The following is an 18,641-nucleotide window of genomic DNA, read 5'->3' on the forward strand; positions in this document are numbered from 1 at the left end:
GTCCTGGCGGACGTTTCCGGGGTCGTCGGCATATGCTGGCCGGCATGGCCATCGCCGCGCCGATCTTCGTCTTCGACGTCGTCCTCGTCATCGACCGCGTCCTGCTCTTCTTCGCGCTCATCGTGCAGGGCGTCTCGCTGGTGCACGCGATCACACAGCGATCGGACGCCTTCTCGGCGATCGGCACCCTCCCCAAGGGTGGCTGGATCGCCATCCTGGCCGTCTGCCTGCTGCTCACCCTGCTCGGTTTCGGCGCGCTGAGCATCTTCGGGCTGATCGGCATCGCCGCCGGCCTGATCTACCTGCTCGACGTCCGGGTCGGGCTGCGTGACCTGCACGACGGCAAAGGGTTCTGGTGAGGGGTTTCCGCTGGCCGCCACCGCCGGACGGTGGGCCCCGCACCTGGGGCCCGGGGCCCGGCGCACCGCGTACCGGGCGTCCCGCACTGCCGGAGCCGGAGACCGAGTTGGTCGCCACCCCGCACGAGGTGCAGCTGGAGCGGCTGGTCACCGGCGTCGGTGACCCGGTCACCGTGTTCGCCCACGGGTTCGGCAACGGCATCGCCACCACCCGCCCGTTCGGCAGCGCGGTCACCGGCCGCCGGGTCTTCTTCCAGTTCCGGGGGCACGGCCGCTCCGACGCGCCGCCCGGCCAGTGGAGCTACCTCGACCTGGCCCGCGACCTGCGGGCCGTGGCGGATCTCAGTGGTGCCACCCGGGCGTTCGGGGCCAGCCTCGGCGCGGGCGCGCTCTGCCGGCTGCTCGTCGAGAGCCCGGACCGCTTCGAGAAGCTGGTCTTCCTGCTGCCCTCCGTCCTCGACCGGCCGCGTGGCCCGATCGCGTATCAGCGGCTGACCGACCTGCTCGACGCGGTGGCCTGCGGCGACGCCTCGGCCGTGGCGGACGTGGTCGCCCTGGAGCTGCCGCCGTCGGTACGCAACACCCCGGCCGGCTGGTCCCACCTGCGCCAGCGGCTCGACCAGCTGCTCCGCGACGGTCTCGCCCCCGGCCTGGCCGACCTGCCGGAACAGTCCCCGCTGCCGGACGTCGCCGCCCTGGCCGCAGTCACCGCCCCGGCGCTGGTGATCGGCTGCGTCGGCGACGACGTGCATCCCACCCACATCGCCGCGGAGTTGGCCGCCGTGCTGCCCAACGCCACCCTGCACGTGTACGACCGCCCCGGGTTCGTCTGGACCGACCGGGCCGACCTGCGGGAACGGATCTCGACCTTCCTCAACGACTAGCGCCGCGTGCCGTGGGTCAGCCCGACGACGGCAGGTGGGCGGCACGGACGTCGCGCAGCCAGCGTTCCACCGTGGCCTCGTCCGGTCGATCGGGCAGCGGGGTGCGGAGCCGGTCGAAGTCCCGTTCCGCCTCGCCGACCAGCGCCTCCGCTTCCGTCAACGCGCCGTCGGCGACCCGTTCACCGAAGGCCCGGAACCACGCCGGGTCGGCGAGCCGGATCTCCAGGCACCCGGTGGCGTAGAGCCTCCGCCCCTGGTACAGCAGCCGGGCCAGGTGCCGGGCGTGCTTCGCCGTACGCCGTCGGCCGTCCATGGTCGAGTCGCGGGTGGTCAGCTTGCGGAACTGTTGGCTCGCGTACCCGAGGTAGGCGTCGCGGACGCGTGGTGCGCTGAGGAACGCGGACCGGATGGCGATCAGGCGCTCGCCGAGATCCGTCCGGGTCTCGTAACAGTCGGCGGGCAGCCAGATCAGCTCGGTGGCCGTCGGGTTGCCGCTCAGCGCCAGCCGGGCGTACTTGCCGGCCTCGTGCAGGGTGACGTCCGGGTCGGTGGTGACCATCGACTCCCGGGGCGGACGCAGGCCGTGGAAGGCCACCGTCGGAGCGGCGAAGACCCCGATCCGGTCGACGTCCGAGCCGGGGCCGGCCAGCCCGTAGGCGACCGAGCCGACGATCCCGGAGAGCAGCAGGTGCATCCCGGGAGCATGCCGGACGATTCCGTTCCGCAAAACCGGACTTCGGCTGTCAGGTATCGCTGACATCCTCGACGGTATGACGACGACACCGCTGGAAGGAAAGGTCGCGCTGGTGGCCGGCGCGACCCGGGGCGCGGGCCGGCAGATCGCGGTCCAGCTCGGCGCGGCCGGGGCGACGGTCTACGCCACCGGCCGCAGCAGCCGGGCCGGCCGGTCCGAACTGGACCGCCCGGAGACGATCGAGGAGACCGCCGAGCTGGTCACCGCCGCCGGGGGCACCGGCATCGCGGTACGGGTTGACCACCTGGTACCCGACCAGGTGCGCGACCTGGTGGCCCGGATCGACGCCGAACAGGGCCGGCTCGACGTGCTGGTCAACGACATCTGGGGCGCCGACCCCATGATCACCTGGGAGAAGCCGGTCTGGGAGCAGCCGTTGGACGCCGGGTTCCGCACCCTGCGGCTGGCGGTGGACACCCACATCATCACCAGCCACTTCGCGCTGCCGCTGCTGGTCCGCCGCCCCGGCGGGCTGGTCGTCGAGATCGGCGACGGCACCCGGGCCTACAACGACGCGCACTACCGGCTCTCCGTCTTCTACGACCTGGCGAAGGTGTCGGTGACCCGGCTCGCGTACAGCTGGGGACACGAGCTGAAACCGCACGGGTGCACCGCCGTGGTGCTCACCCCCGGCTGGATCCGCTCCGAGGCGATGCTGGAGCACTTCGGGGTGACCGAGGAGAGCTGGCGCGACGGCGCGGCGAAGGACCCGCACTTCCTCATCTCGGAGACCCCGGCCTTCGTCGGGCGCGCGGTCGCCGCCCTGGCCGCCGACGACGACCGGGCCCGCTGGAACCAGGCGTCCGTCTCGGCCGGCGAACTGGCCCAGGTATACGGCTTCACCGACCTCGACGGCAGCCGACCGGACGCCTTCCGCTACCTCACCGAAGTGGTCGAGACGGACCGACCCGCCGACGTCACCGGCTACCGCTGACGGCTCTCCGGCCCGGTCACCCGGAGCCGCCACCCGGCCCGGTGACCGGGTGCGGTGACGCGGGTGGGTGGTCCGGGGCGACGCCGTAGAGTGCGGCGGCGCGGGCCGCCGCCCCGGCGAGCCGGGCGCGCAGTTGCGGTGGGTCGAGCACCTCCACCTCGGGGCCGAAGCCGAGCAGTTGCGCATACGCCACCTCGACGGACTCGACGGGCAGCCGGGTCACCACCCAACCCTGCCCGTCGGGTGCGCCGGCGGCGGCCACCGCCTCCTCGTACGCGAAGGGGGCGTCGGCGAGGAAGCGGAGCCGGCGCAGGCCGGTGGGGCTGACCCGGACGGTGATCCGTTCACCGAGCATGCCCCGCAGGAACGCCTCGGCCTGCTCCCGCCAGTAGCCGCCCAGGTCGAAACCGTCGTCCCGGACGAAGGTCTCCGGGTCGGGGACGACGGCGACCACCCGGTCCACCCGGTAGGTGCGCATCGCGTCGCCGACCCGGCCCACCAGGTACCAGGTGCCGCTCTTGAGCACCAGCCCGTACGGCTCGACCCGGCGGGTCACCTCCCGTTCGCCGCGTCGGTAACGCAGCTCGACCACCCCGTCCCGCCACACCGCTCGGGCCAGCTCGGTCAGCCACCGGGGCGGGGTGGACTCGCGGAACCAGCCCGGCACGTCGAGGTGGAACCGCTGTCCGGTACGGGCGGGGGCGTCACGCAGGCTCGGCGGCAGCGCGGCGAGCACCTTCAGCTCGGCGGACGCCACCGCGTCGGCCAACCCCATGTCACCGGCCGGGCCGGGCAGCCCGGCGAGGAAGAGCGCCTCCGCCTCGTCCCGGGTCAGCCCGGTCAGCCTGGTCCGGTAGCCGCCGAGCAACCGGTAGCCGCCGGCCCGCCCCCGGTCGGCGTAGACCGGCACCCCGGCGGCGGAGAGCGCCAGCACGTCCCGGTAGACGGTCCGTTCGGATACCTCCAGCTCCCGGGAGAGCTCGGCGGCGGTCATCGTCTCCCGGGACTGCAACAGCAGCACCAGGGAGATCAGCCGGGACGCCCGCACCCCTGCATCCTGCCTCCTCCCTCCTCCCGACCTCTCCCCACCCACCACCCGGCAGGCAGGACAAGGACGGTGGGGCTCTTTCCCGCACGAGGTGCGGTTGGTGGGTGGTCTCCGGCCAGTAGGCTCTGCGGTCGTGAACGGACCCCGTACCATCGCCGCGCCGGTGACCGGTGCCGCCCGCCGCTTCTTCGGCGGCGTGGGCCTGCTCCTGCGCGGCCTCGGCCTCTACGTCCGCAGCCCGGGGCTGATGCTGCTCGGCGTGGTGCCGGCGCTGCTGTCCGGTGTGCTGTTCGTCGCCGCGTTCGCCACCCTGGTCTACTTCGTGGACGAGCTGGCGGCGCTGGTGACCCCGTTCGCCGACGACTGGTCGAGTACCCCGCGCAGCCTGGTCCGGGTGATCGCCGGGTTGGCCTTCCTCGGGCTGGGCGGGCTGCTCACCGTGGTCGGCTTCACCGCGGTCACCCTGGTCATCGGCGACCCGTTCTACGAGAAGATCTCCGAGCGGGTGGAGGACCGGCTCGGCGGCACCCCGGGCGCGGTGGAGGTGCCGTTCGGGGCGTCGTTGCGGCGCAGCATCGTCGACTCGCTGCGACTGGTCGGCCTCTCGGTGCTGTTCGGCATCCCGCTCTTCGCGGCCGGGTTCATCCCGGTGGTCGGGCAGACCCTGGTGCCGGTGGTCGGCGCGGCGGTGGGCGGCTGGCTGCTCGCCGTGGAGCTGGTCGGGGCGCCGTTCTCCCGGCGAGGGCTGCGACTGCCGGACCGGCGGGCCAGGCTGAAGGAGGACCGGGCCACCACCCTCGGCTTCGGCGTGGCGGTCTTCCTCTGTTTCCTGGTTCCGCTGGGCGCGGTGCTGGTCATGCCGGCCGCCGTGGCCGGGGCCGCGCTGCTCGCCCGCCGGTCGCTGGGCCAGCACATCGAGGAGAGCTGACCGGTGGAGATCACCCTGGTCGAGGGGGACGTCACCGCACAGCGCGCCGCCGCCCCGGCGAGCGTCACCGAGGCCCGGCTGGTGCTCTTCGGCACCGACACCCACACGATTGCCGCGCGCGTCCTCAGGGCGAGTTGACCGGTACGCCGGGCACGGTCAGGTCGGGCACGGTCAGGTCAACTCGTGCAGGCATGACCAGCCGGATGCCACCGGCCGGTAACCCAGGTGGGCGTTGACCGCCAGCATCGGGGCGTTGGCCTCGTCGTTCGCGGTGTAGGCCGTCCGTACCCCGGCGCCGGCGGCCCGGTGCAGCGCGGCCTGCTTGGTCAGTCGCGCCAGCCCTCGGCCCTGGTACTCCGGCCGGGTCGCGGTGTAGTCGGACCACATCCGGTCGCCGTCCCGCTTGACCAGGCTGAGAGAGACCAGGCCACCGTCGATCTCGGCGGCCGTGCTGGTGTCCCGGTCCAGACCCGGGTTCTCCCAGCACTCGGACCGCCAGTAGGGGTAGCTGGTCGCGTCGACGGGCACGTCGCCCGGCTCGCCCACGGCGGCGGCGACATCGAGGAGATAGACCTGGTACGGATCGAGCCCGGCGAGCGGGAGCAGTCGTACCCCGGCGGGCGGCTCGGGCATCGGCGGGGCTGGACGGAGGTCGAGGGCCGAGTAGCGCAGCTCCCGGCTCGGGGTGAACCCGTGCCGGCGTGCGAACGGCAGCGAATCGGTCCGCGTCCAGGTCCGCACCCGACGGACCTGGATGGACCGGAGATGGCCCAGCGCGGCGGTGAGCAGCGCCGTCCCGGTGCCCCGGCCCCGATGGTCGGGGTGCACGTGCAGCAGGGAGACCTCCCCGAAGTCCGGCTCCGAGGTGCAGGCGTTCCGGTACGCCGACGCCCAGCCGACCACCTGTCCGTCCGCCTCGGCCACCCAGGCCGTCCAGTCCTCTCCGGGCGGTGGTTCGGCGATCATCTGCCGGGTCGACGCGACCCCGCGCACCAGGTACGGGTGGACCAGCGACCGCAGCGCCACCACGCCTGGCGCATCCTCGGGCCGTGCGGTACGGATCAGCATTCGCGACACCGGGTCGTCGGCCGGACCGCGAACGTTCGCGGGCTGGTGCCGGGTGCGGCTGAGGGGCGGCTTCGTGCGGCAGGATCAGGCATGGCGGCGAGGGTAGGCCCGGCCTGGTGCCGCCCGCCACGGCTTTTCGCCACCTGCCACGGCTTTTCGCCGCCCGGATCGGCGCCGTCCGCCACGGCCCTGCCGCACCTCACCCCGCCGATGGAACTCTGAGTGACAAGAGTGCTCGATCCAAGCGTAACTACTCTTCGTGATCGCCTCCCTTGGCCTACCACCCCACCTTCGCATCCTTTGCTCTGCTGCCGTAGGCGCGACAGAGGTCGTGAGCTGCTGTCTGCTCTATGGCGGCCCGGCTGCCCGGCATATCACCCTGGTTACCATCGGTGCCTGTCGCCGGAATGGCAGCAGAGCAAAGTGGCTGAATGAGGTACTGGGGGGTCGGGTGTCCTGTCACTCAGGGTGACATGATCGCTTGAAGTTCGGTCGTGGTTCGGCGGCAGGACCGTGCCCGTCGGCGCAGCGCCCGGACGAAAGCCAGCAGCGCCCCGACGAAACCCGGCCGGGGCCCGGGGCCGTGGCGGGGCCGGAGCGGGGGCCTGGAGCGGGTGCGCCGGTCAGGCGGACTGCCGGATCACCAGCTCCGTCGGCAGCACCACCGCCCGCTCGACCTCCTCGCCGGCGGCCAGGGCGAGCAGCAGCCGGGTCATCTTCCGGCCCAGCTCGACGATCGGCTGCCGCACGGTGGTCAGCGGCGGTTCGGTGTAGGCGGCCGTCTCGATGTCGTCGAAGCCGATCACCGCGACGTCGTCCGGCACCCGCCGTCCCGCCTCGTGCAGCGCTCGCAGGGCGGCGTGGGCCATCAGGTCGGAGGCGGCGAAGACCGCGTCCAGATCGGGGTACGCGGCGAGCAGTCGACGCATCGCCGTCGTCCCCGACTCGCGGGTGAAGTCGCCGTACTCGATCAGCTCCGGCAGGCCGGCGGCGACCACCGTGTCCCGGTAGCCGGCGAGCCGTTCGATGCCGGCGACCATGTCCTGCGGGCCGGCGATGGTGGCGATCCGGCGGCGACCGTTGCCGATCAGGTAGCGGGTCGCCGTGGCGACCCCGCCGATGTGGTCCACGTCGATGTACGGCACGTCGGCGGCGTCGAGCGGCCGGCCGCTGCACACCACCGGAATCCCCAGCCGGGCGAGCCGACCGGGGAGCGGGTCCTCACCGTGCAGCGAGGCGAAGAGCACCCCGTCCACGTGCCGCCCGGTGGTGTACCGGGTGACCCGGTCGTGCCCGGCGGGTGAGCCGGCCAGCATCAGCACCAGCTGCTTGTCGGCCGCCTCCAACTCCTGGGCCGCGCCCCGGATGATCCCGGGGAAGACCTGGTCGTCGGAGAAGACCCGGGTGGCGGCCTCCGGCAGCACCAGGGCGACCGAGTCGGTCCGCTGGGTGACCAGGCTGCGGGCGGCCAGGTTCGGCACGTACCCCAGCTCGGCCACCGCCCGACGGACCGCCTCCTGGATCGGCTCGGCGACCGTGGTGGAGCCGTTCACCACCCGGGACACCGTTGCCCGGGAGACGCCGGCCTGTCGGGCAACCGCCTCCAGGGTGGGCCGTTGTGCCGCCGTCATACCCGCTACCACCACCTCGTCACAGCCCGTTCCGGGAGATCACCTCCTGGTACCACCGGGCGCTCGACTTCGGTGTGCGCCGCTGGTTCAGGTAGTCGACGTGGACGATCCCGAACCGCTTCCGATAGCCCTCGGCCCACTCGAAGTTGTCCAGCAACGACCATACGAGATAGCCGCGCAGGTCGACTCCGCGGGAGATGGCCTCGTGTGCGGCCCGCAGGTGCCCGTCCAGGTAGGCGATCCGGTCGGCGTCGGCGATCCGGCCCGACCCTTCGGGGTCCATGCTGCCGCTGTCGTCCGGGAACGCGCCCCCGTTCTCGGTGATCATCAGCGGTAGCCCGGGGTAGTCGGTGGCGATCCGCTCCAGCAGCCGGGTCAGCCCGGCCGGTTCGATCGGCCAGCCCATCTCGGTCACCGGGCCGGCGGCCGGGAGGAACTCCACCACGCCCTCGGTGCCCGGGTAGGCGCTGCTGCCCGGCCCGTCCGGGCGGCCCGCGACGTAGGTGGGGGAGTAGTAGTTGATCCCGAGCAGGTCCAGCGGCGCGGCGATGATCTTTTCGTCGCCGTCCCGGACGAACGTGGGCTCGACCAGCCGGGCGATGTGTTCGAGCACGTCGGCGGGGTAGCCGGCGCCGGTCAGCGGGTCCAGGAAGATCCGGTTCTGGAGGCCGTCGACGAGGCGTACCGCGGCGGCGTCGGCGGCGCTCTCCGGATCGGCCGGCGCGACGTCCGCCGGGTTGAGGGTGATCCCGAGGGTCTGTGCGCCAGCCGCCCGCAGCGCCCGAGCCGCCAGGCCGTGCCCCAGCAACAGATGGTGTACGGCGCGGAAGGCAGCCCCGGCGTCCTGCTCGCCGGGGGCGTGCACCCCGTTGCCGTAGCCGAGGTACGCCGAGCACCACGGTTCATTGAGCGTCGTCCAGGTGCGGACCCGGTCACCGAGCCGGGCGTGCACCGCGAGGGCGTAGTCGGCGAAGTGTTCGGCGGTCTCCCGGTTCGTCCAGCCACCCCGGTCCTGCAACGTCTGCGGCAGGTCCCAGTGGTAGAGGGTGATGATCGGGTCGATGCCCCGGTCGAGCAGCGCGTCGGTCAACCGGTCGTAGAAGTCCAGGCCGCGCGGGTTGACCGGGCCGGTGCCGTCCGGCCTGATTCGGGGCCAGGCCACCGAGAACCGGTACGCGGCCAGCCCCAGCTCGGCCATCAGCGCCACGTCGTCGGCGTACCGGTGGTAGTGGTCGCAGGCGACGTCACCGGTGTGGCCGGCGAAGACCTTGCCCGGCGTACGGCTGAAGGTGTCCCAGATGGACTCACCGCGACCGTCGTCGCGGGCCGCACCCTCGATCTGGTACGCGGCGGTTGCCGCGCCCCAGACGAAGTTCTCGGGAAATCGAAGCTCGCTCACGCGGCACCATCCTTCGTTCGCGACTGCGGGGCTCGCAAGACCGGCTCACTCCTCGCGCTCACGCTTTGACCGCACCTTCCATGATGCCGCCGATGATCTGGCGGCCGAACACGACGAACACCAGCAGCAGCGGCAACGTCGCGATCGCCGTGCCGGTGAACACCTGCGACATGTCCTGGTAGTACCCGTCGGAGAGGGCCCGCAGCGACAGCTGCACGGTCGGGTTCTCCGGATCGTTGAGCACAGCGTACGGCCAGAGGAAGTCGTTCCAGGTGGTCATGAAGGTGAGCAGGCCGAGCACGGCGGCGGCGGGGCGCAGCGCGGGCAGCACCACGTTCCAGTAGATCCGCAGCGTGTGGCAGCCGTCGACCCGGGCCGCCTCGATCAGCTCGGTGCTGACCGCCTGGGCCGCGTACTGGCGCATCATGAACACCCCGAACCCGGTGACCAGGGCCGGGACGATCACCGCCGGCAGCCGGTCGTTCCAGTTCAGTTTGGTCATCAGCAGGTACAGCGGGATGACCCCGAGCTGGGTGGGCACCATCATCGTGGCGACGATGACCATGAGCAGCGCGTTGCGTCCCCGGAACCGCAGTTTGGCGAAGGCGAACCCGGCCAGGGTGGAGAAGAGCACCACCGAGAAGGTGACGCTGACCGCGACGATTGTCGAGTTGACCAGGCCGGTGAGGAAGTGCGCGTCCGGGTTGGCGAAGAGTCGGGAGATGTTCGCGCCGAGGTTGCCGCCCGGGGTGAACGGCGGCGGCACCTGGCCCATCGCGTCACTGGTCCGGCTGGCGACCACGAACATCCAGTAGATCGGGAAGATCGACAGCAGGGCGGTGAGCGCCAGTGCCGGGTAGGTGAGCCGGCCGGCCGACCAGATCCGGGTCATCGGTCCCCCTTCCGGGCGCCGCCACCGAGCCGGCGCAGGACCAGTACGTTGATCGCCGCGACCACCGCGATCAGGGCGAAGAGCAGCCAGGCGACGGCGGAGCCGTAACCGAAGTTGTAGTGCGGGGCGAAGGCGTTCTCGAACATGTACATGGTCACCGTCTGGGACTCGCGCAGCGGCCCGCCCCGGATCGCGTTGGTGCCGGAGTTGAACAGCCGGGGCTCGGTGAACAGTTGCAGCCCACCGATGGTGGAGATGATGACCGCGAAGATGATCGTGGGCTTGAGCAGCGGCACGGTGATCGACCAGAACTGCCGGGCCCGGCTCGCCCCGTCGATCGAGGCGGACTCGTACAGGTCGCGCGGGATGGCCTGCATCGCGGCCAGGAAGATCAGCGCGTTGTAGCCGGTCCACCGCCAGTCGACCATGGCGGAGATGGCGGTCCAGGCGGCGAACCGGTTGGCCTTCCAGTCGATCGCGTCGATGCCGACCAGGTCGAGCGCCCAGTTGATCATGCCGAACTCCCGGCCGAAGAGCACCGCGAAGACGATCGCCACCGCCGCCGTCGAGGTGACGTTCGGGACCAGCACCGCCATCCGCCAGGTGGTCCGCGCCCGTAGCCGCCGGTTGAGCAGGTTGGCCAGCCAGAGGGCGGCGAGCAGTTGCGGCACCGTGGAGATGACGAAGATGCCGAGGGTGTTCACGACCGAGTGCCAGAAGTCGGCGTCGGCCATCAGCTGGGTGTAGTTCTGCGCGCCGATGAAGGTGGGGTTCACCCCGAGCAGGTCCCAGTCGTGCAGCGACACCCAGAACGTGTAGACCAGCGGGTAGATCCCGAAGATCGCGAAGAGCAGAAAGAACGGCGTCACGTACAGATAGGGCGAGTACCTGACGTCGAGCCGGGCCAGCCGGTGCGCCCGTTCCGACCCGCGCCGTCCCGGCCACCCTCCCCGGGCCCGCACCGGCCCCGGTGGCCGGCCCTCAACCTGAACAACCATCTCCCACAGACCTCTCTCTCCCGCAGCCGCTCGCCGCCCACCCGTCCCCCACCCCCCGAGCCGCCCCGCAGCCCCCTCGGCCGACGAGGGGGCGTCGGGAGTGCGACGCGGGGGACGAGGGGAGGGGTTACTTGGCGGCGGCCTTCCGGGCGTTGGCGGTGGCGTCGGCCCAGCCCTGTTCGGGGTTGCGCTGGCCCAGTTCGACGGTGCGGACGGCGTTCTCCACCTCGGTGCGGACGGCCTGGTTCTTGGGGCCCATGTAGACCGGCTCGAGGCTCTTGGCGCCGGCGGCGAAGATCTTGCCGACCGGGGCGTCGGAGAAGTACGCGTTCGTCGAGTTGACGATCGCAGGGTCGTCCAGGGCCTGCGGGGACGACGGCAGCGGCCCCTTCTCCTGGAACGCGCCGATCTGGCCCTTGGCACTGGTCAGGAACTTGGCCAGCTCGATCGCCTCGGCCTGGTGGCGGCTCTGCTTCGGCACGGCCAGGTAGGAGCCGCCCCAGTTGCCGCCGCTGCCGGGCACCTGGGCGATGTCCCACTTGCCCTTGGCGTCCGGGCCGGCGTTGCCCTCGATCACCCCGGTCATCCAGGCCGGGCAGGCGATGGTGGCGAACTTGGCCTGCTTGAAGGCGGAGACCCACTCCTCGGACCAGGCTCCGTACCTGCCGGAGAGGCCGGAGTCGATGATGTCGATGGTGGTGTCGTACGCCTGGCGTACCGCCGGGTTGCTGTCGACCACCAGTTTGTCGCCGGTGTCGTAGTAGCTGTAGCCGGTGGTGTTGCCGGCGGTCTGGAGCAGGATGGTGTTGAAGGTGTTGGTGGCGGCGTCCAGGAAGGCCGCGCCGGTGTTCTTCGCCTTGAACTGCTCACCGACCCGCACGTAGTCCTGCCAGGTGGGCCAGAGCTTGGACACGGCGTCCCGGTCGACGGGCAGGCCGGCGGCGGCGAAGAGGTCCTTGCGGTAGCAGATCGCCATGCCGCCGACGTCGGTGCCGAGACCGATGAGCTGCTTGCCGTCGGCGGTCAGCCCGCCGTTCCACTTCCACTCCAGGAAGTTGCCCTTGAGGTCGGCGGCGCCGTGGTCGAGCAGGTTGACGAAGTTCTGCGGGTTGGCCTTGTACTCGACCAGCAGCCCCTCCTCGATGGCGACCACGTCGCCGGCGCCCTTCCCGGCGGCGAGCCACTGGGTGAGCTTGGGGGAGTACTCGTCGAGGTTGCCGCCGGTGCCCCGCTCCACGATCTTGATGCCGGGGTGGCTGGCCTCGTACTCCCGGTACAGCTTCTCGTAGCCGAACTGGCCGAACACGTCGACGGTCAGCGTGACCGGTCCGCCGTCGGCGGCCTCGCCGCCGCCGCAGGCGGTGGTGGCGAGCAGTGCGGCGGTGGCCACCAGGGCCGTCGTCGCCAGGCGACGGCGCGAAAAGACACCCATCTGTGTCGGACCCCTCTCAGGTCGGGTGGTGGGGTGTGTGCCTGCGTATACGCGGGCCGCGGGGGTCGCCGGCCCGGATTCGATCTCGGTGAGAGAGCGCTCTCACGACAGGGTGGTAGGTCGATGGGACTCCTGTCAAGAGAGCGCTCTCTCCGATCGCGACCGGAACGGCGAGAACGGCCGTCCCGGGTGGGACGGCCGCTCTCCAGACGGTCGCGGTGGCGCGCGGACGTCAGCCGACGCGCAGGCCCTCCAGCAGGGAACGGTCCCCCACCACGCCGAGGGCGTCGAAGCTGATCCGGCCCCACAGCGCCAGCAGCAGGTCGCTGGCCGAGCCGGTGACCTGCACCCGGGCGTGGTGGTCGTCGTGACCGAAGACCGTGGCGGTGTCCAGCAGCGCCACCCCCTCGCCGCGCATCCGCAGGTACCAGTCCTGCGCGGCGTCGGTCGCGGTCAGGTGCACCACTCCCTGCCACTGCCCCCGGGTGTGCCGCCGGCCGGCCGGCAGCCAGGTGTCCAGCACCTCCCCGACCCCGTCGGCGGCGAGCTTCGTCTCGATCGGGTCACCGGCGGCGATGGCGAGCTGGGCGTCCCACCGGTGCACCGCGGTCTCGTGCGCCACCCGGCGCGGCCAGAAACCGGCCTTCTTCGGCTGCGGCATCGGGTTCCACGCCGGGGCCTCCGGGTCGAGGGTGTCGAAGAGGGTCATCAGCTGGTCGTACCCGTGCTGCCAGAGCTGGAGCGGGGGCACCCCCGCGGGCCGGTCGGCGGCGTTCGGGCGGGCCGGCTGGGCGGTGTCGCCGCTGCCGGCGAAGGAGTGCACCCAGTGGTAGAGGCCGGCGAGGTGCAGGGTCAGGTCCGCCACCGTCCAACCCGGGCAGGACAGCACCGGTGTCTCCGGTGGGGCCTCGGCCACGGCCGCGGCGAACGCCGGGCCGTCGACCCGAAGTGCCCCGATCCAGAAGTCCTTCGTGGCGTGCAGTCTGCTCATCGCAATCCTCCCCGGGGGTGACCCGGCGACCAGTGGGTGCCGCGGCTACCCCTCAGCCTAGGGTGAAAGGCGTGTCAGACGTCTACGCCAAACCGACAACCGGTGCCGAACCCGCCGATCCGGCCGTCCTGGCGGGATACACCACCCTGCGTCTCGGCGGCGCCGCCGCCCGGTTGGAGACCGCCACCAGCGCCGACGGGATCGTTCGCCGGGTCCGGGAGGCGCACCGGCGCGACGAGCCGGTGCTCGTCCTCGCCGGCGGCAGCAACGTGGTCGTCGGGGACGCCGGCTTCCCCGGCACCGTCGTGCTCGTCCGGTCGCGGGGGTTCACCGTGGTCGCCGAGGACACCGACACCGTCACCGTACGGGTGGCGGCCGGTGAGCCCTGGGACGACCTGGTCGCCGCCACCGTCGGCAACGGCTGGTCCGGCCTGGAGTGCCTCTCCGGCATCCCCGGTTCGGCCGGCGCCACCCCGATCCAGAACGTCGGCGCGTACGGGCAGGAGGTCGCCGAGCGGATCACCGGCGTCCAGGTGTACGACCGCGCCGACGACCGCCTGACCACCGTCGCGGCGACGGACTGCGGGTTCGCGTACCGGGGCAGCATCTTCAAGTACAGCGACCGCTGGGTGGTGCTCTCCGTCGACTTCCGGCTGGACCGCTCGCCGCTGTCCGGGCCGGTGCGCTACGCCGAGCTGGCCCGCTCGCTCGGGGTCGAGGTCGGCGACCGGGTGCCCCTGGCCACCGCCCGGGACACGGTGCTGACGTTGCGCGCCGGCAAGGGCATGGTGCTCGACGCCACCGACCCGGACACCTGGTCGGTCGGCTCGTTCTTCACCAACCCGGTGCTCGACCGGGCGGCGTACGAGCTGCTGCGCGAGCACGCGGCCGACCTCGGCGAGCCACCGTCCTGGCCCTGCCCGGGTGACCTGGTGAAGGTGAGCGCCGCCTGGCTGATCGACAAGGCCGGTTTCGCCAAGGGGCACCCCGGGCCCGGTGGCACCGCCATCTCCGGCAAGCACACCCTCGCCCTGACCAACCGCAGCGGCACCGCCCGGACCGCCGACCTGATCGCCCTCGCCCGCGAGATCCGCGACGGCGTCCACACCCGCTTCGGCGTCCCCCTGCACCCCGAACCGGTCCTCGTCAACTGCGCCATCTGAGCGGGTGACCGCCGGGCCGGCCGCACCGCCGGCCGAGTCGGCTCACTGACCGACCCGGTGCACCTTGTGCTGGGCGGCCTGGGCCAGCGGGCGGACCACCAACCGGTCCACGTTGACATGGTGCGGGAGGGTCGCGCACCACGCGATGCACTCGGCGACGTCCTCGGCCACCAGCGGCTGCGCCACCCCGGCATAGGTGGCGTCGGCCTTCGCCGCGTCCCCGTCGAACCGGTTCAGGCCGAACTCCTCGGTCCGCACCATCCCGGGGTCGATCTCGACCACCCGGACCGGTCGGCCGCACAACTCCAGCCGGAGGGTGCCGGCCACGGCGGTCTGCGCGTGCTTGGCCGCGGTGTAGCCGCCGCCGCCCTCGTACACGGTGAAGCCGGCGGTGGACGAGACCACCACGATGGTCCCGGCGTCGGAGTGCTCCAGGGCCGGCAGCAGGGCCTGGGTGACCCGGAGCGTGCCGAGCACGTTCACGTCGTACATCCACTGCCAGTCGGCCACCGAGCCGGACTCCACCGGGTCCAGCCCGCGTGCGCCACCGGCGTTGTTGACCAGGACGGTGACCGGCCCGGGTGCCTCGGCGGCGGCTCGGGCCAACCCGGCCACCGACTCGTCCGAGGTGACGTCGCAGGCCACCGCCGCGGCGCTGCCACCGGCCGCCGCGATCTCGGCGACCAGACCGGCGAGCCGGTCGGTGCGACGGGCGGCGGCGAGCACGTGGAAACCCTCGGCGGCGAGCCGGCGGGCGGTGGCCGCGCCGATCCCGCTGGACGCCCCGGTGACGATCGCGACAGAGGTCATCCGGCCATTCTCACCCCGGCCACGAGGTACCGGCCCCGGGGTCCGGTGATGAGGTCCGTCACGCCGGCGACCCGGGGGGACGCATTTCCGAAGCCCGATGGGGAAGATGACACCCGGCGTGAAGGTTGACCGAGGAGCGCCGGTCGTGCAGGACGGCATCAACCGTGACAGAAGGAGCGGACGTGGCGGATCAGCACATCGGCGTCGGTCGTCAGCGAGGTGCCCTGCCGTGGCCCCGGCCCCGCCGGATCGCCACCGTGTCGGTGCACACCTCGCCGCTGCACCAGCCGGGCACCGGCGACGCGGGCGGTATGAACGTCTACATCCTGGAGGTCGCCCGCCGGCTCGCCGAGGCGAACGTCGAGGTGGAGATCTTCACCCGGGCCACCTCCGGTGACCTGCCCCCGGTGGTGGAGATGGCCCCCGGGGTGCACGTCCGGCACGTCACCTCCGGCCCGTTGGAAGGGCTGACCAAGGAGGAGTTGCCCGGGCAGCTCTGTGCCTTCACCGCCGGGGTGCTGCGCGCCGAGGCGGCCCGCCCGCCGGGGTACTACGACCTGATCCACTCGCACTACTGGCTCTCCGGCCAGGTCGGCTGGCTGGCCAAGGAGCGTTGGGGGGTGCCGCTGGTGCACACCGCGCACACCCTGGCGAAGGTGAAGAACGACCAGCTCGCCGCCGGTGACCGGCCGGAGCCGAAGGCCCGGGTGATCGGTGAGGAACAGGTGGTCGCCGAGGCCGACCGGCTGGTGGCGAACACCCGGGTGGAGGCGACCGACCTGGTCAGCCGCTACGCCGCCGACCCGGCCCGGGTAGCCGTCGTCGAACCCGGCGTCGACCTGGACCGGTTCCGCCCCGCCGCCGGGGACCGGGCCGCCGCCACCCGCGCCGCCCGCCGTCGGCTGGGGCTGCCCACCGAGGGGTACGTCGTCGCGTTCGTCGGCCGGATTCAGCCGTTGAAGGCCCCCGACGTGCTGGTCCGCGCGTTCGCGGCGTTGCGGGAGCGGGATCCGGCCCTCGCCGACCAGGTGACCGTGGTGATCTGCGGCGGCCCGAGCGGCAGCGGCCTGGACCGGCCCACCTCGCTGATCGAGTTGGCCGGCTCGCTGGGGGTGGCCGACCGGGTGCGTTTCCTGCCGCCGCAGACCGGGGACGACCTGCCGGCCCTCTACCGGGCCGCCGACCTGGTGGCGGTGCCCTCGCACAACGAGTCCTTCGGTCTGGTCGCGTTGGAGGCGCAGGCCTGCGGCACGCCGGTGCTCGCCGCCGCCGTGGGTGGCCTGGTCACCGCGGTACGGGACCAGGTCAGCGGCGTGCTCGTACACGGCCACGACCCGACCGAATGGGCCGGCACGCTGGCCCGGCTGCTGCCCGACCGGTCGGGCCGGGAGGCGTTGGGCCGGGGGGCCGCCCAGCACGCCCGGAGCTTCTCCTGGGAGCGCACCGTCTCCGGTCTGCTCGCGGTCTACGGTGAGGCGGTCACCGAGCACCGGGAGCGGTGGGGAGCCCGGCTGGCCGAGGGCCCGGCGCTCACCTGCTCCTGGTGACCGGGCCACCTCCGCGCCGCCCGGTGGGCTCGTCACCCCGGCCGTAGAGTGGGTGCGATGAGCGCGAAGAGCGAGCTGGCGGCCCTGATCGAGTCGGTCTGCACCGAGCGGGAGCTGGACTGGGAGGCCACCGGCGAGGGCTCGTACGCGGTCACCCTGCCCGGCACCCACAAGCTCAAGACGATCTGCAACCTGATCGTCGGCGAGCACGCGCTGCGGGTCGAGGCGTTCGTGATGCGCCAGCCCGACGAGCGGCGTGAGGAGCTGTGGGCGTGGCTGCTCCAGCGCAACGCCCGGATGTACGGCGTCGCGTTCTCGATCGACGCGGTCGGGGACGTCTACCTCACCGGCCGGGTCAACCCGTCCGGTGTCGACGCCGACGAGTTGGACCGGCTGTTCGGGGCGGTGCTGAGCTACGCCGACGAGTCCTTCGACACCATGCTGGAGATCGGCTTCGGCAGCTCCATCCGCCGGGAGTGGGAGTGGCGGGTCAAGCGGGGCGAGTCGACCGCGAACCTCGCCGCCTTCGCCCACCTCTTCGAACCGTCCTCCGGAGGTTCAGACCGGTCCTGACGGGTATGCCGCACCGCTGCGGTGCGGCAGTGTGGGACCCGCCGCAGGCCGAGGACGGACTGTCGAGGAGCGTGTCATGGCTCAGCGGATCAGCTCAGGTCGCGGCGCGACGGCGACCAGGACCACGCGTCAGGTGGGAAACCGGACCCCGAACACGCCGGGCATCTCCGAGTCGGAGATCTCCCGGATGAGAGTCGACGACATTCGGGGTCAGCTGCGTCGCCGGGGAGTCTCCGGAATCTCCGCGCTGCGCAAGCCGGAACTGGTGAAGACCCTCGCGCGGACGTTGCGCGCGGAGGGCCGGGCCGGCGGTGCCGCACGACGCAGCACCGGCCCGTCGGGGCGCGCGCCCGCCAGGAAGCCCGCCGCCAGGAGGTCCGCCGCTCCGGCGGCCGGTGCCCGCAAGAGCACGTCGGCCCGGACGAAGGCGGCCCCGGCTCCGGCGCGGAAGGCCACTGCGGCGCGGAAGGCCGCCCCGGCGGCGGCCCGGCGGGCGGCGACCTCCGCCTCCCGGGCCAAGGTGACGTCGGCGTCCAGGGCGAAGGCGACTTCCGCGTCCCGGGCGAAGGCGACGTCGCCCTCGCGGTCCGCAGCGACCGCGTCGTCCCGGGCGAAACCGGCCATCGGGTCGCGGACGGGCCCGAAGGTCGCCGGGTCGGGCACCCGTACCGGCAGGTCGACCTCCCGGTCGGTACGATCCTCGCAGCTCATCTCCTCCCCGGCGGACCGGCCCGAACGTCCCGGGCGCAGCCTGGTCACCACCAACCACCAGGTGATCCGGAACTGGGCCGCAGCCCGGGGGGCGAAGCCGGCCACCATCGCCGGCACCGAGCGGGGCGGTCGGCCGGGGGTGCTCACCTTCGACCTGCCCGGCTACCGGGTGAGCCGCCGGTTGCAGGCGGTGAGCTGGGACGACTGGTTCCGGACGTTCGACAGCCGGAAGCTGAACCTGATCTTTCAGGAGCAGTTGCGGGACGGTCGGCAGAGCAATTTCTTCCGCACCGAGTCACCCGATCGGGAAGCCGGTTGAGGCGTTTACGGGAATGGCTGCCGGGTAGCCGCATGTTGGCACCGACGAGGCCCGGAACAGGGATGCCGCAGCTCGGACGGCCGGTGTTGTGACCGGCGAGACAGTGCTCGCGGGTTGAATCCGGAAACCGGGCGAACTAACTTTATTGTATCGCGCCACGCTCGGAAACGTTCGGGGGAGCGGCGGATCGATCAGATCCG

Annotated in this window: 19 protein-coding genes; 9 read left to right on the forward strand and 10 right to left on the reverse strand. The window is 72.3% G+C overall.

Annotated elements, in window-relative coordinates; translation table 11 throughout:
• The first annotated feature begins 44 nt into the window (after nucleotides 1-44).
• Both ACIG87_RS16925 and ACIG87_RS16930 read left to right on the forward strand, forming a co-directional pair.
• Nucleotides 45-359: a DUF2516 family protein gene (locus ACIG87_RS16925; RefSeq protein WP_396851427.1), complete on the forward strand. Its 315-nt coding sequence runs from the start codon at nucleotides 45-47 to the stop codon at nucleotides 357-359.
• Complete coding sequence (locus ACIG87_RS16930) at nucleotides 356-1,243, forward strand: alpha/beta fold hydrolase (protein ID WP_396851428.1); 888 nt, start codon at nucleotides 356-358, stop codon at nucleotides 1,241-1,243. The genes ACIG87_RS16925 and ACIG87_RS16930 overlap by 4 nt, the downstream gene beginning before the upstream one ends.
• A 16-nt stretch (nucleotides 1,244-1,259) precedes the next feature.
• On the opposite strand, the gene ACIG87_RS16935 is transcribed toward ACIG87_RS16930, so the two are convergent.
• Complete coding sequence (locus tag ACIG87_RS16935; protein WP_396851429.1) at nucleotides 1,260-1,937, reverse strand: DNA polymerase beta superfamily protein; 678 nt, start codon at nucleotides 1,935-1,937, stop codon at nucleotides 1,260-1,262.
• Between the two features lie 76 nt (nucleotides 1,938-2,013).
• Between ACIG87_RS16935 and ACIG87_RS16940 the strand changes: the two genes are divergently transcribed.
• Nucleotides 2,014-2,931, forward strand: a complete 918-nt coding sequence (locus ACIG87_RS16940) for an SDR family oxidoreductase (protein WP_396851430.1) — start codon at nucleotides 2,014-2,016, stop codon at nucleotides 2,929-2,931.
• A 16-nt stretch (nucleotides 2,932-2,947) separates the two neighbouring features.
• On the opposite strand, the gene ACIG87_RS16945 is transcribed toward ACIG87_RS16940, so the two are convergent.
• The gene (locus ACIG87_RS16945) at nucleotides 2,948-3,979 is read right to left on the reverse strand and encodes a helix-turn-helix transcriptional regulator (protein WP_396851431.1); all 1,032 of its coding nucleotides are present in this window, start codon (nucleotides 3,977-3,979) and stop codon (nucleotides 2,948-2,950) included.
• Nucleotides 3,980-4,112: 133 nt separating this feature from the next.
• On the opposite strand from ACIG87_RS16945, the gene ACIG87_RS16950 reads away from it, so the two are divergent.
• Together ACIG87_RS16950 and ACIG87_RS16955 are read left to right on the forward strand one after the other, a co-directional pair.
• Nucleotides 4,113-4,907, forward strand: coding sequence for an EI24 domain-containing protein (locus ACIG87_RS16950; RefSeq protein WP_396851432.1), 795 nt, complete (start codon nucleotides 4,113-4,115; stop codon nucleotides 4,905-4,907).
• Nucleotides 4,908-4,910: 3 nt separating this feature from the next.
• The gene (locus tag ACIG87_RS16955) at nucleotides 4,911-5,045 is read left to right on the forward strand and encodes a hypothetical protein (protein ID WP_396851433.1); all 135 of its coding nucleotides are present in this window, start codon (nucleotides 4,911-4,913) and stop codon (nucleotides 5,043-5,045) included.
• A 33-nt stretch (nucleotides 5,046-5,078) separates the two neighbouring features.
• On the opposite strand, the gene ACIG87_RS16960 is transcribed toward ACIG87_RS16955, so the two are convergent.
• The 7 genes from ACIG87_RS16960 to ACIG87_RS16990 form a co-directional block, all read right to left on the reverse strand.
• A complete protein-coding gene (locus ACIG87_RS16960) occupies nucleotides 5,079-5,975 on the reverse strand; it encodes a GNAT family N-acetyltransferase (protein WP_396851434.1) in 897 nt (298 codons plus the stop codon).
• A 623-nt stretch (nucleotides 5,976-6,598) separates the two neighbouring features.
• Nucleotides 6,599-7,606, reverse strand: a complete 1,008-nt coding sequence (locus ACIG87_RS16965) for a LacI family DNA-binding transcriptional regulator (protein ID WP_396851435.1) — start codon at nucleotides 7,604-7,606, stop codon at nucleotides 6,599-6,601.
• A 19-nt stretch (nucleotides 7,607-7,625) separates the two neighbouring features.
• The gene (locus ACIG87_RS16970) at nucleotides 7,626-9,005 is read right to left on the reverse strand and encodes a GH1 family beta-glucosidase (RefSeq protein WP_396851436.1); all 1,380 of its coding nucleotides are present in this window, start codon (nucleotides 9,003-9,005) and stop codon (nucleotides 7,626-7,628) included.
• A 58-nt stretch (nucleotides 9,006-9,063) separates the two neighbouring features.
• Nucleotides 9,064-9,897 carry a carbohydrate ABC transporter permease gene (locus tag ACIG87_RS16975; protein WP_396851437.1) on the reverse strand — a complete coding sequence of 278 codons (834 nt, stop codon included), beginning with the start codon at nucleotides 9,895-9,897 and terminating at the stop codon, nucleotides 9,064-9,066.
• Nucleotides 9,894-10,895: a carbohydrate ABC transporter permease gene (locus ACIG87_RS16980; protein ID WP_396851438.1), complete on the reverse strand. Its 1,002-nt coding sequence runs from the start codon at nucleotides 10,893-10,895 to the stop codon at nucleotides 9,894-9,896. The genes ACIG87_RS16975 and ACIG87_RS16980 overlap by 4 nt, the downstream gene beginning before the upstream one ends.
• Nucleotides 10,896-11,022: 127 nt before the next feature.
• Nucleotides 11,023-12,327, reverse strand: coding sequence for an ABC transporter substrate-binding protein (locus tag ACIG87_RS16985; protein WP_396851439.1), 1,305 nt, complete (start codon nucleotides 12,325-12,327; stop codon nucleotides 11,023-11,025).
• Nucleotides 12,328-12,559: 232 nt separating this feature from the next.
• On the reverse strand, nucleotides 12,560-13,318 hold the full coding sequence (locus tag ACIG87_RS16990; protein WP_396851440.1) for a maleylpyruvate isomerase family mycothiol-dependent enzyme: 759 nt from the start codon (nucleotides 13,316-13,318) through the stop codon (nucleotides 12,560-12,562).
• A gap of 71 nt (nucleotides 13,319-13,389) precedes the next feature.
• Here ACIG87_RS16990 and ACIG87_RS16995 point away from each other — a divergent pair, with 71 nt between their 5' ends.
• The gene (locus ACIG87_RS16995; RefSeq protein ID WP_396851441.1) at nucleotides 13,390-14,481 is read left to right on the forward strand and encodes a UDP-N-acetylmuramate dehydrogenase; all 1,092 of its coding nucleotides are present in this window, start codon (nucleotides 13,390-13,392) and stop codon (nucleotides 14,479-14,481) included.
• Nucleotides 14,482-14,523: 42 nt separating this feature from the next.
• Here ACIG87_RS16995 and ACIG87_RS17000 read toward each other — a convergent pair whose 3' ends face one another.
• Complete coding sequence (locus tag ACIG87_RS17000; protein WP_396851442.1) at nucleotides 14,524-15,291, reverse strand: SDR family oxidoreductase; 768 nt, start codon at nucleotides 15,289-15,291, stop codon at nucleotides 14,524-14,526.
• Between the two features lie 182 nt (nucleotides 15,292-15,473).
• Between ACIG87_RS17000 and mshA the strand changes: the two genes are divergently transcribed.
• The 3 genes from mshA (at nucleotide 15,474) to ACIG87_RS17015 (ending at nucleotide 18,441) form a co-directional block, all read left to right on the forward strand.
• Nucleotides 15,474-16,838 (forward strand): D-inositol-3-phosphate glycosyltransferase, encoded by a 1,365-nt coding sequence (gene mshA / locus ACIG87_RS17005; protein WP_396851443.1) that lies wholly within the window; start codon nucleotides 15,474-15,476, stop codon nucleotides 16,836-16,838.
• Between the two features lie 57 nt (nucleotides 16,839-16,895).
• Nucleotides 16,896-17,411 carry a YbjN domain-containing protein gene (locus tag ACIG87_RS17010; protein ID WP_396851444.1) on the forward strand — a complete coding sequence of 172 codons (516 nt, stop codon included), beginning with the start codon at nucleotides 16,896-16,898 and terminating at the stop codon, nucleotides 17,409-17,411.
• Between the two features lie 76 nt (nucleotides 17,412-17,487).
• Nucleotides 17,488-18,441 carry a hypothetical protein gene (locus ACIG87_RS17015; protein ID WP_396851445.1) on the forward strand — a complete coding sequence of 318 codons (954 nt, stop codon included), beginning with the start codon at nucleotides 17,488-17,490 and terminating at the stop codon, nucleotides 18,439-18,441.
• The last annotated feature ends 200 nt before the right edge of the window (nucleotides 18,442-18,641 follow it).

This window comes from Micromonospora sp. NPDC051925 (assembly GCF_044548625.1).
Taxonomy (GTDB): Bacteria; Actinomycetota; Actinomycetes; order Mycobacteriales; family Micromonosporaceae; genus Micromonospora.

Excerpts from the sequence above, each read along its gene's own strand:
- ACIG87_RS16935 (WP_396851429.1), bottom strand. The coding sequence starts at position 1,937 with ATGCACCTGCTGCTCTCCGGGATCGTCGGCTCGGTCGCCTACGGGCTG.
- ACIG87_RS17015 (WP_396851445.1), top strand. The coding sequence starts at position 17,488 with ATGGCTCAGCGGATCAGCTCAGGTCGCGGCGCGACGGCGACCAGGACC.
- ACIG87_RS16965 (WP_396851435.1), bottom strand. The coding sequence starts at position 7,606 with ATGACGGCGGCACAACGGCCCACCCTGGAGGCGGTTGCCCGACAGGCC.
- ACIG87_RS16960 (WP_396851434.1), bottom strand. The coding sequence starts at position 5,975 with ATGCTGATCCGTACCGCACGGCCCGAGGATGCGCCAGGCGTGGTGGCG.
- ACIG87_RS16940 (WP_396851430.1), top strand. The coding sequence starts at position 2,014 with ATGACGACGACACCGCTGGAAGGAAAGGTCGCGCTGGTGGCCGGCGCG.
- ACIG87_RS16975 (WP_396851437.1), bottom strand. The coding sequence starts at position 9,897 with ATGACCCGGATCTGGTCGGCCGGCCGGCTCACCTACCCGGCACTGGCG.
- ACIG87_RS16990 (WP_396851440.1), bottom strand. The coding sequence starts at position 13,318 with ATGAGCAGACTGCACGCCACGAAGGACTTCTGGATCGGGGCACTTCGG.
- ACIG87_RS17000 (WP_396851442.1), bottom strand. The coding sequence starts at position 15,291 with ATGACCTCTGTCGCGATCGTCACCGGGGCGTCCAGCGGGATCGGCGCG.
- ACIG87_RS17010 (WP_396851444.1), top strand. The coding sequence starts at position 16,896 with ATGAGCGCGAAGAGCGAGCTGGCGGCCCTGATCGAGTCGGTCTGCACC.
- ACIG87_RS16980 (WP_396851438.1), bottom strand. The coding sequence starts at position 10,895 with ATGGTTGTTCAGGTTGAGGGCCGGCCACCGGGGCCGGTGCGGGCCCGG.
- ACIG87_RS16925 (WP_396851427.1), top strand. The coding sequence starts at position 45 with ATGGCCATCGCCGCGCCGATCTTCGTCTTCGACGTCGTCCTCGTCATC.
- ACIG87_RS16985 (WP_396851439.1), bottom strand. The coding sequence starts at position 12,327 with ATGGGTGTCTTTTCGCGCCGTCGCCTGGCGACGACGGCCCTGGTGGCC.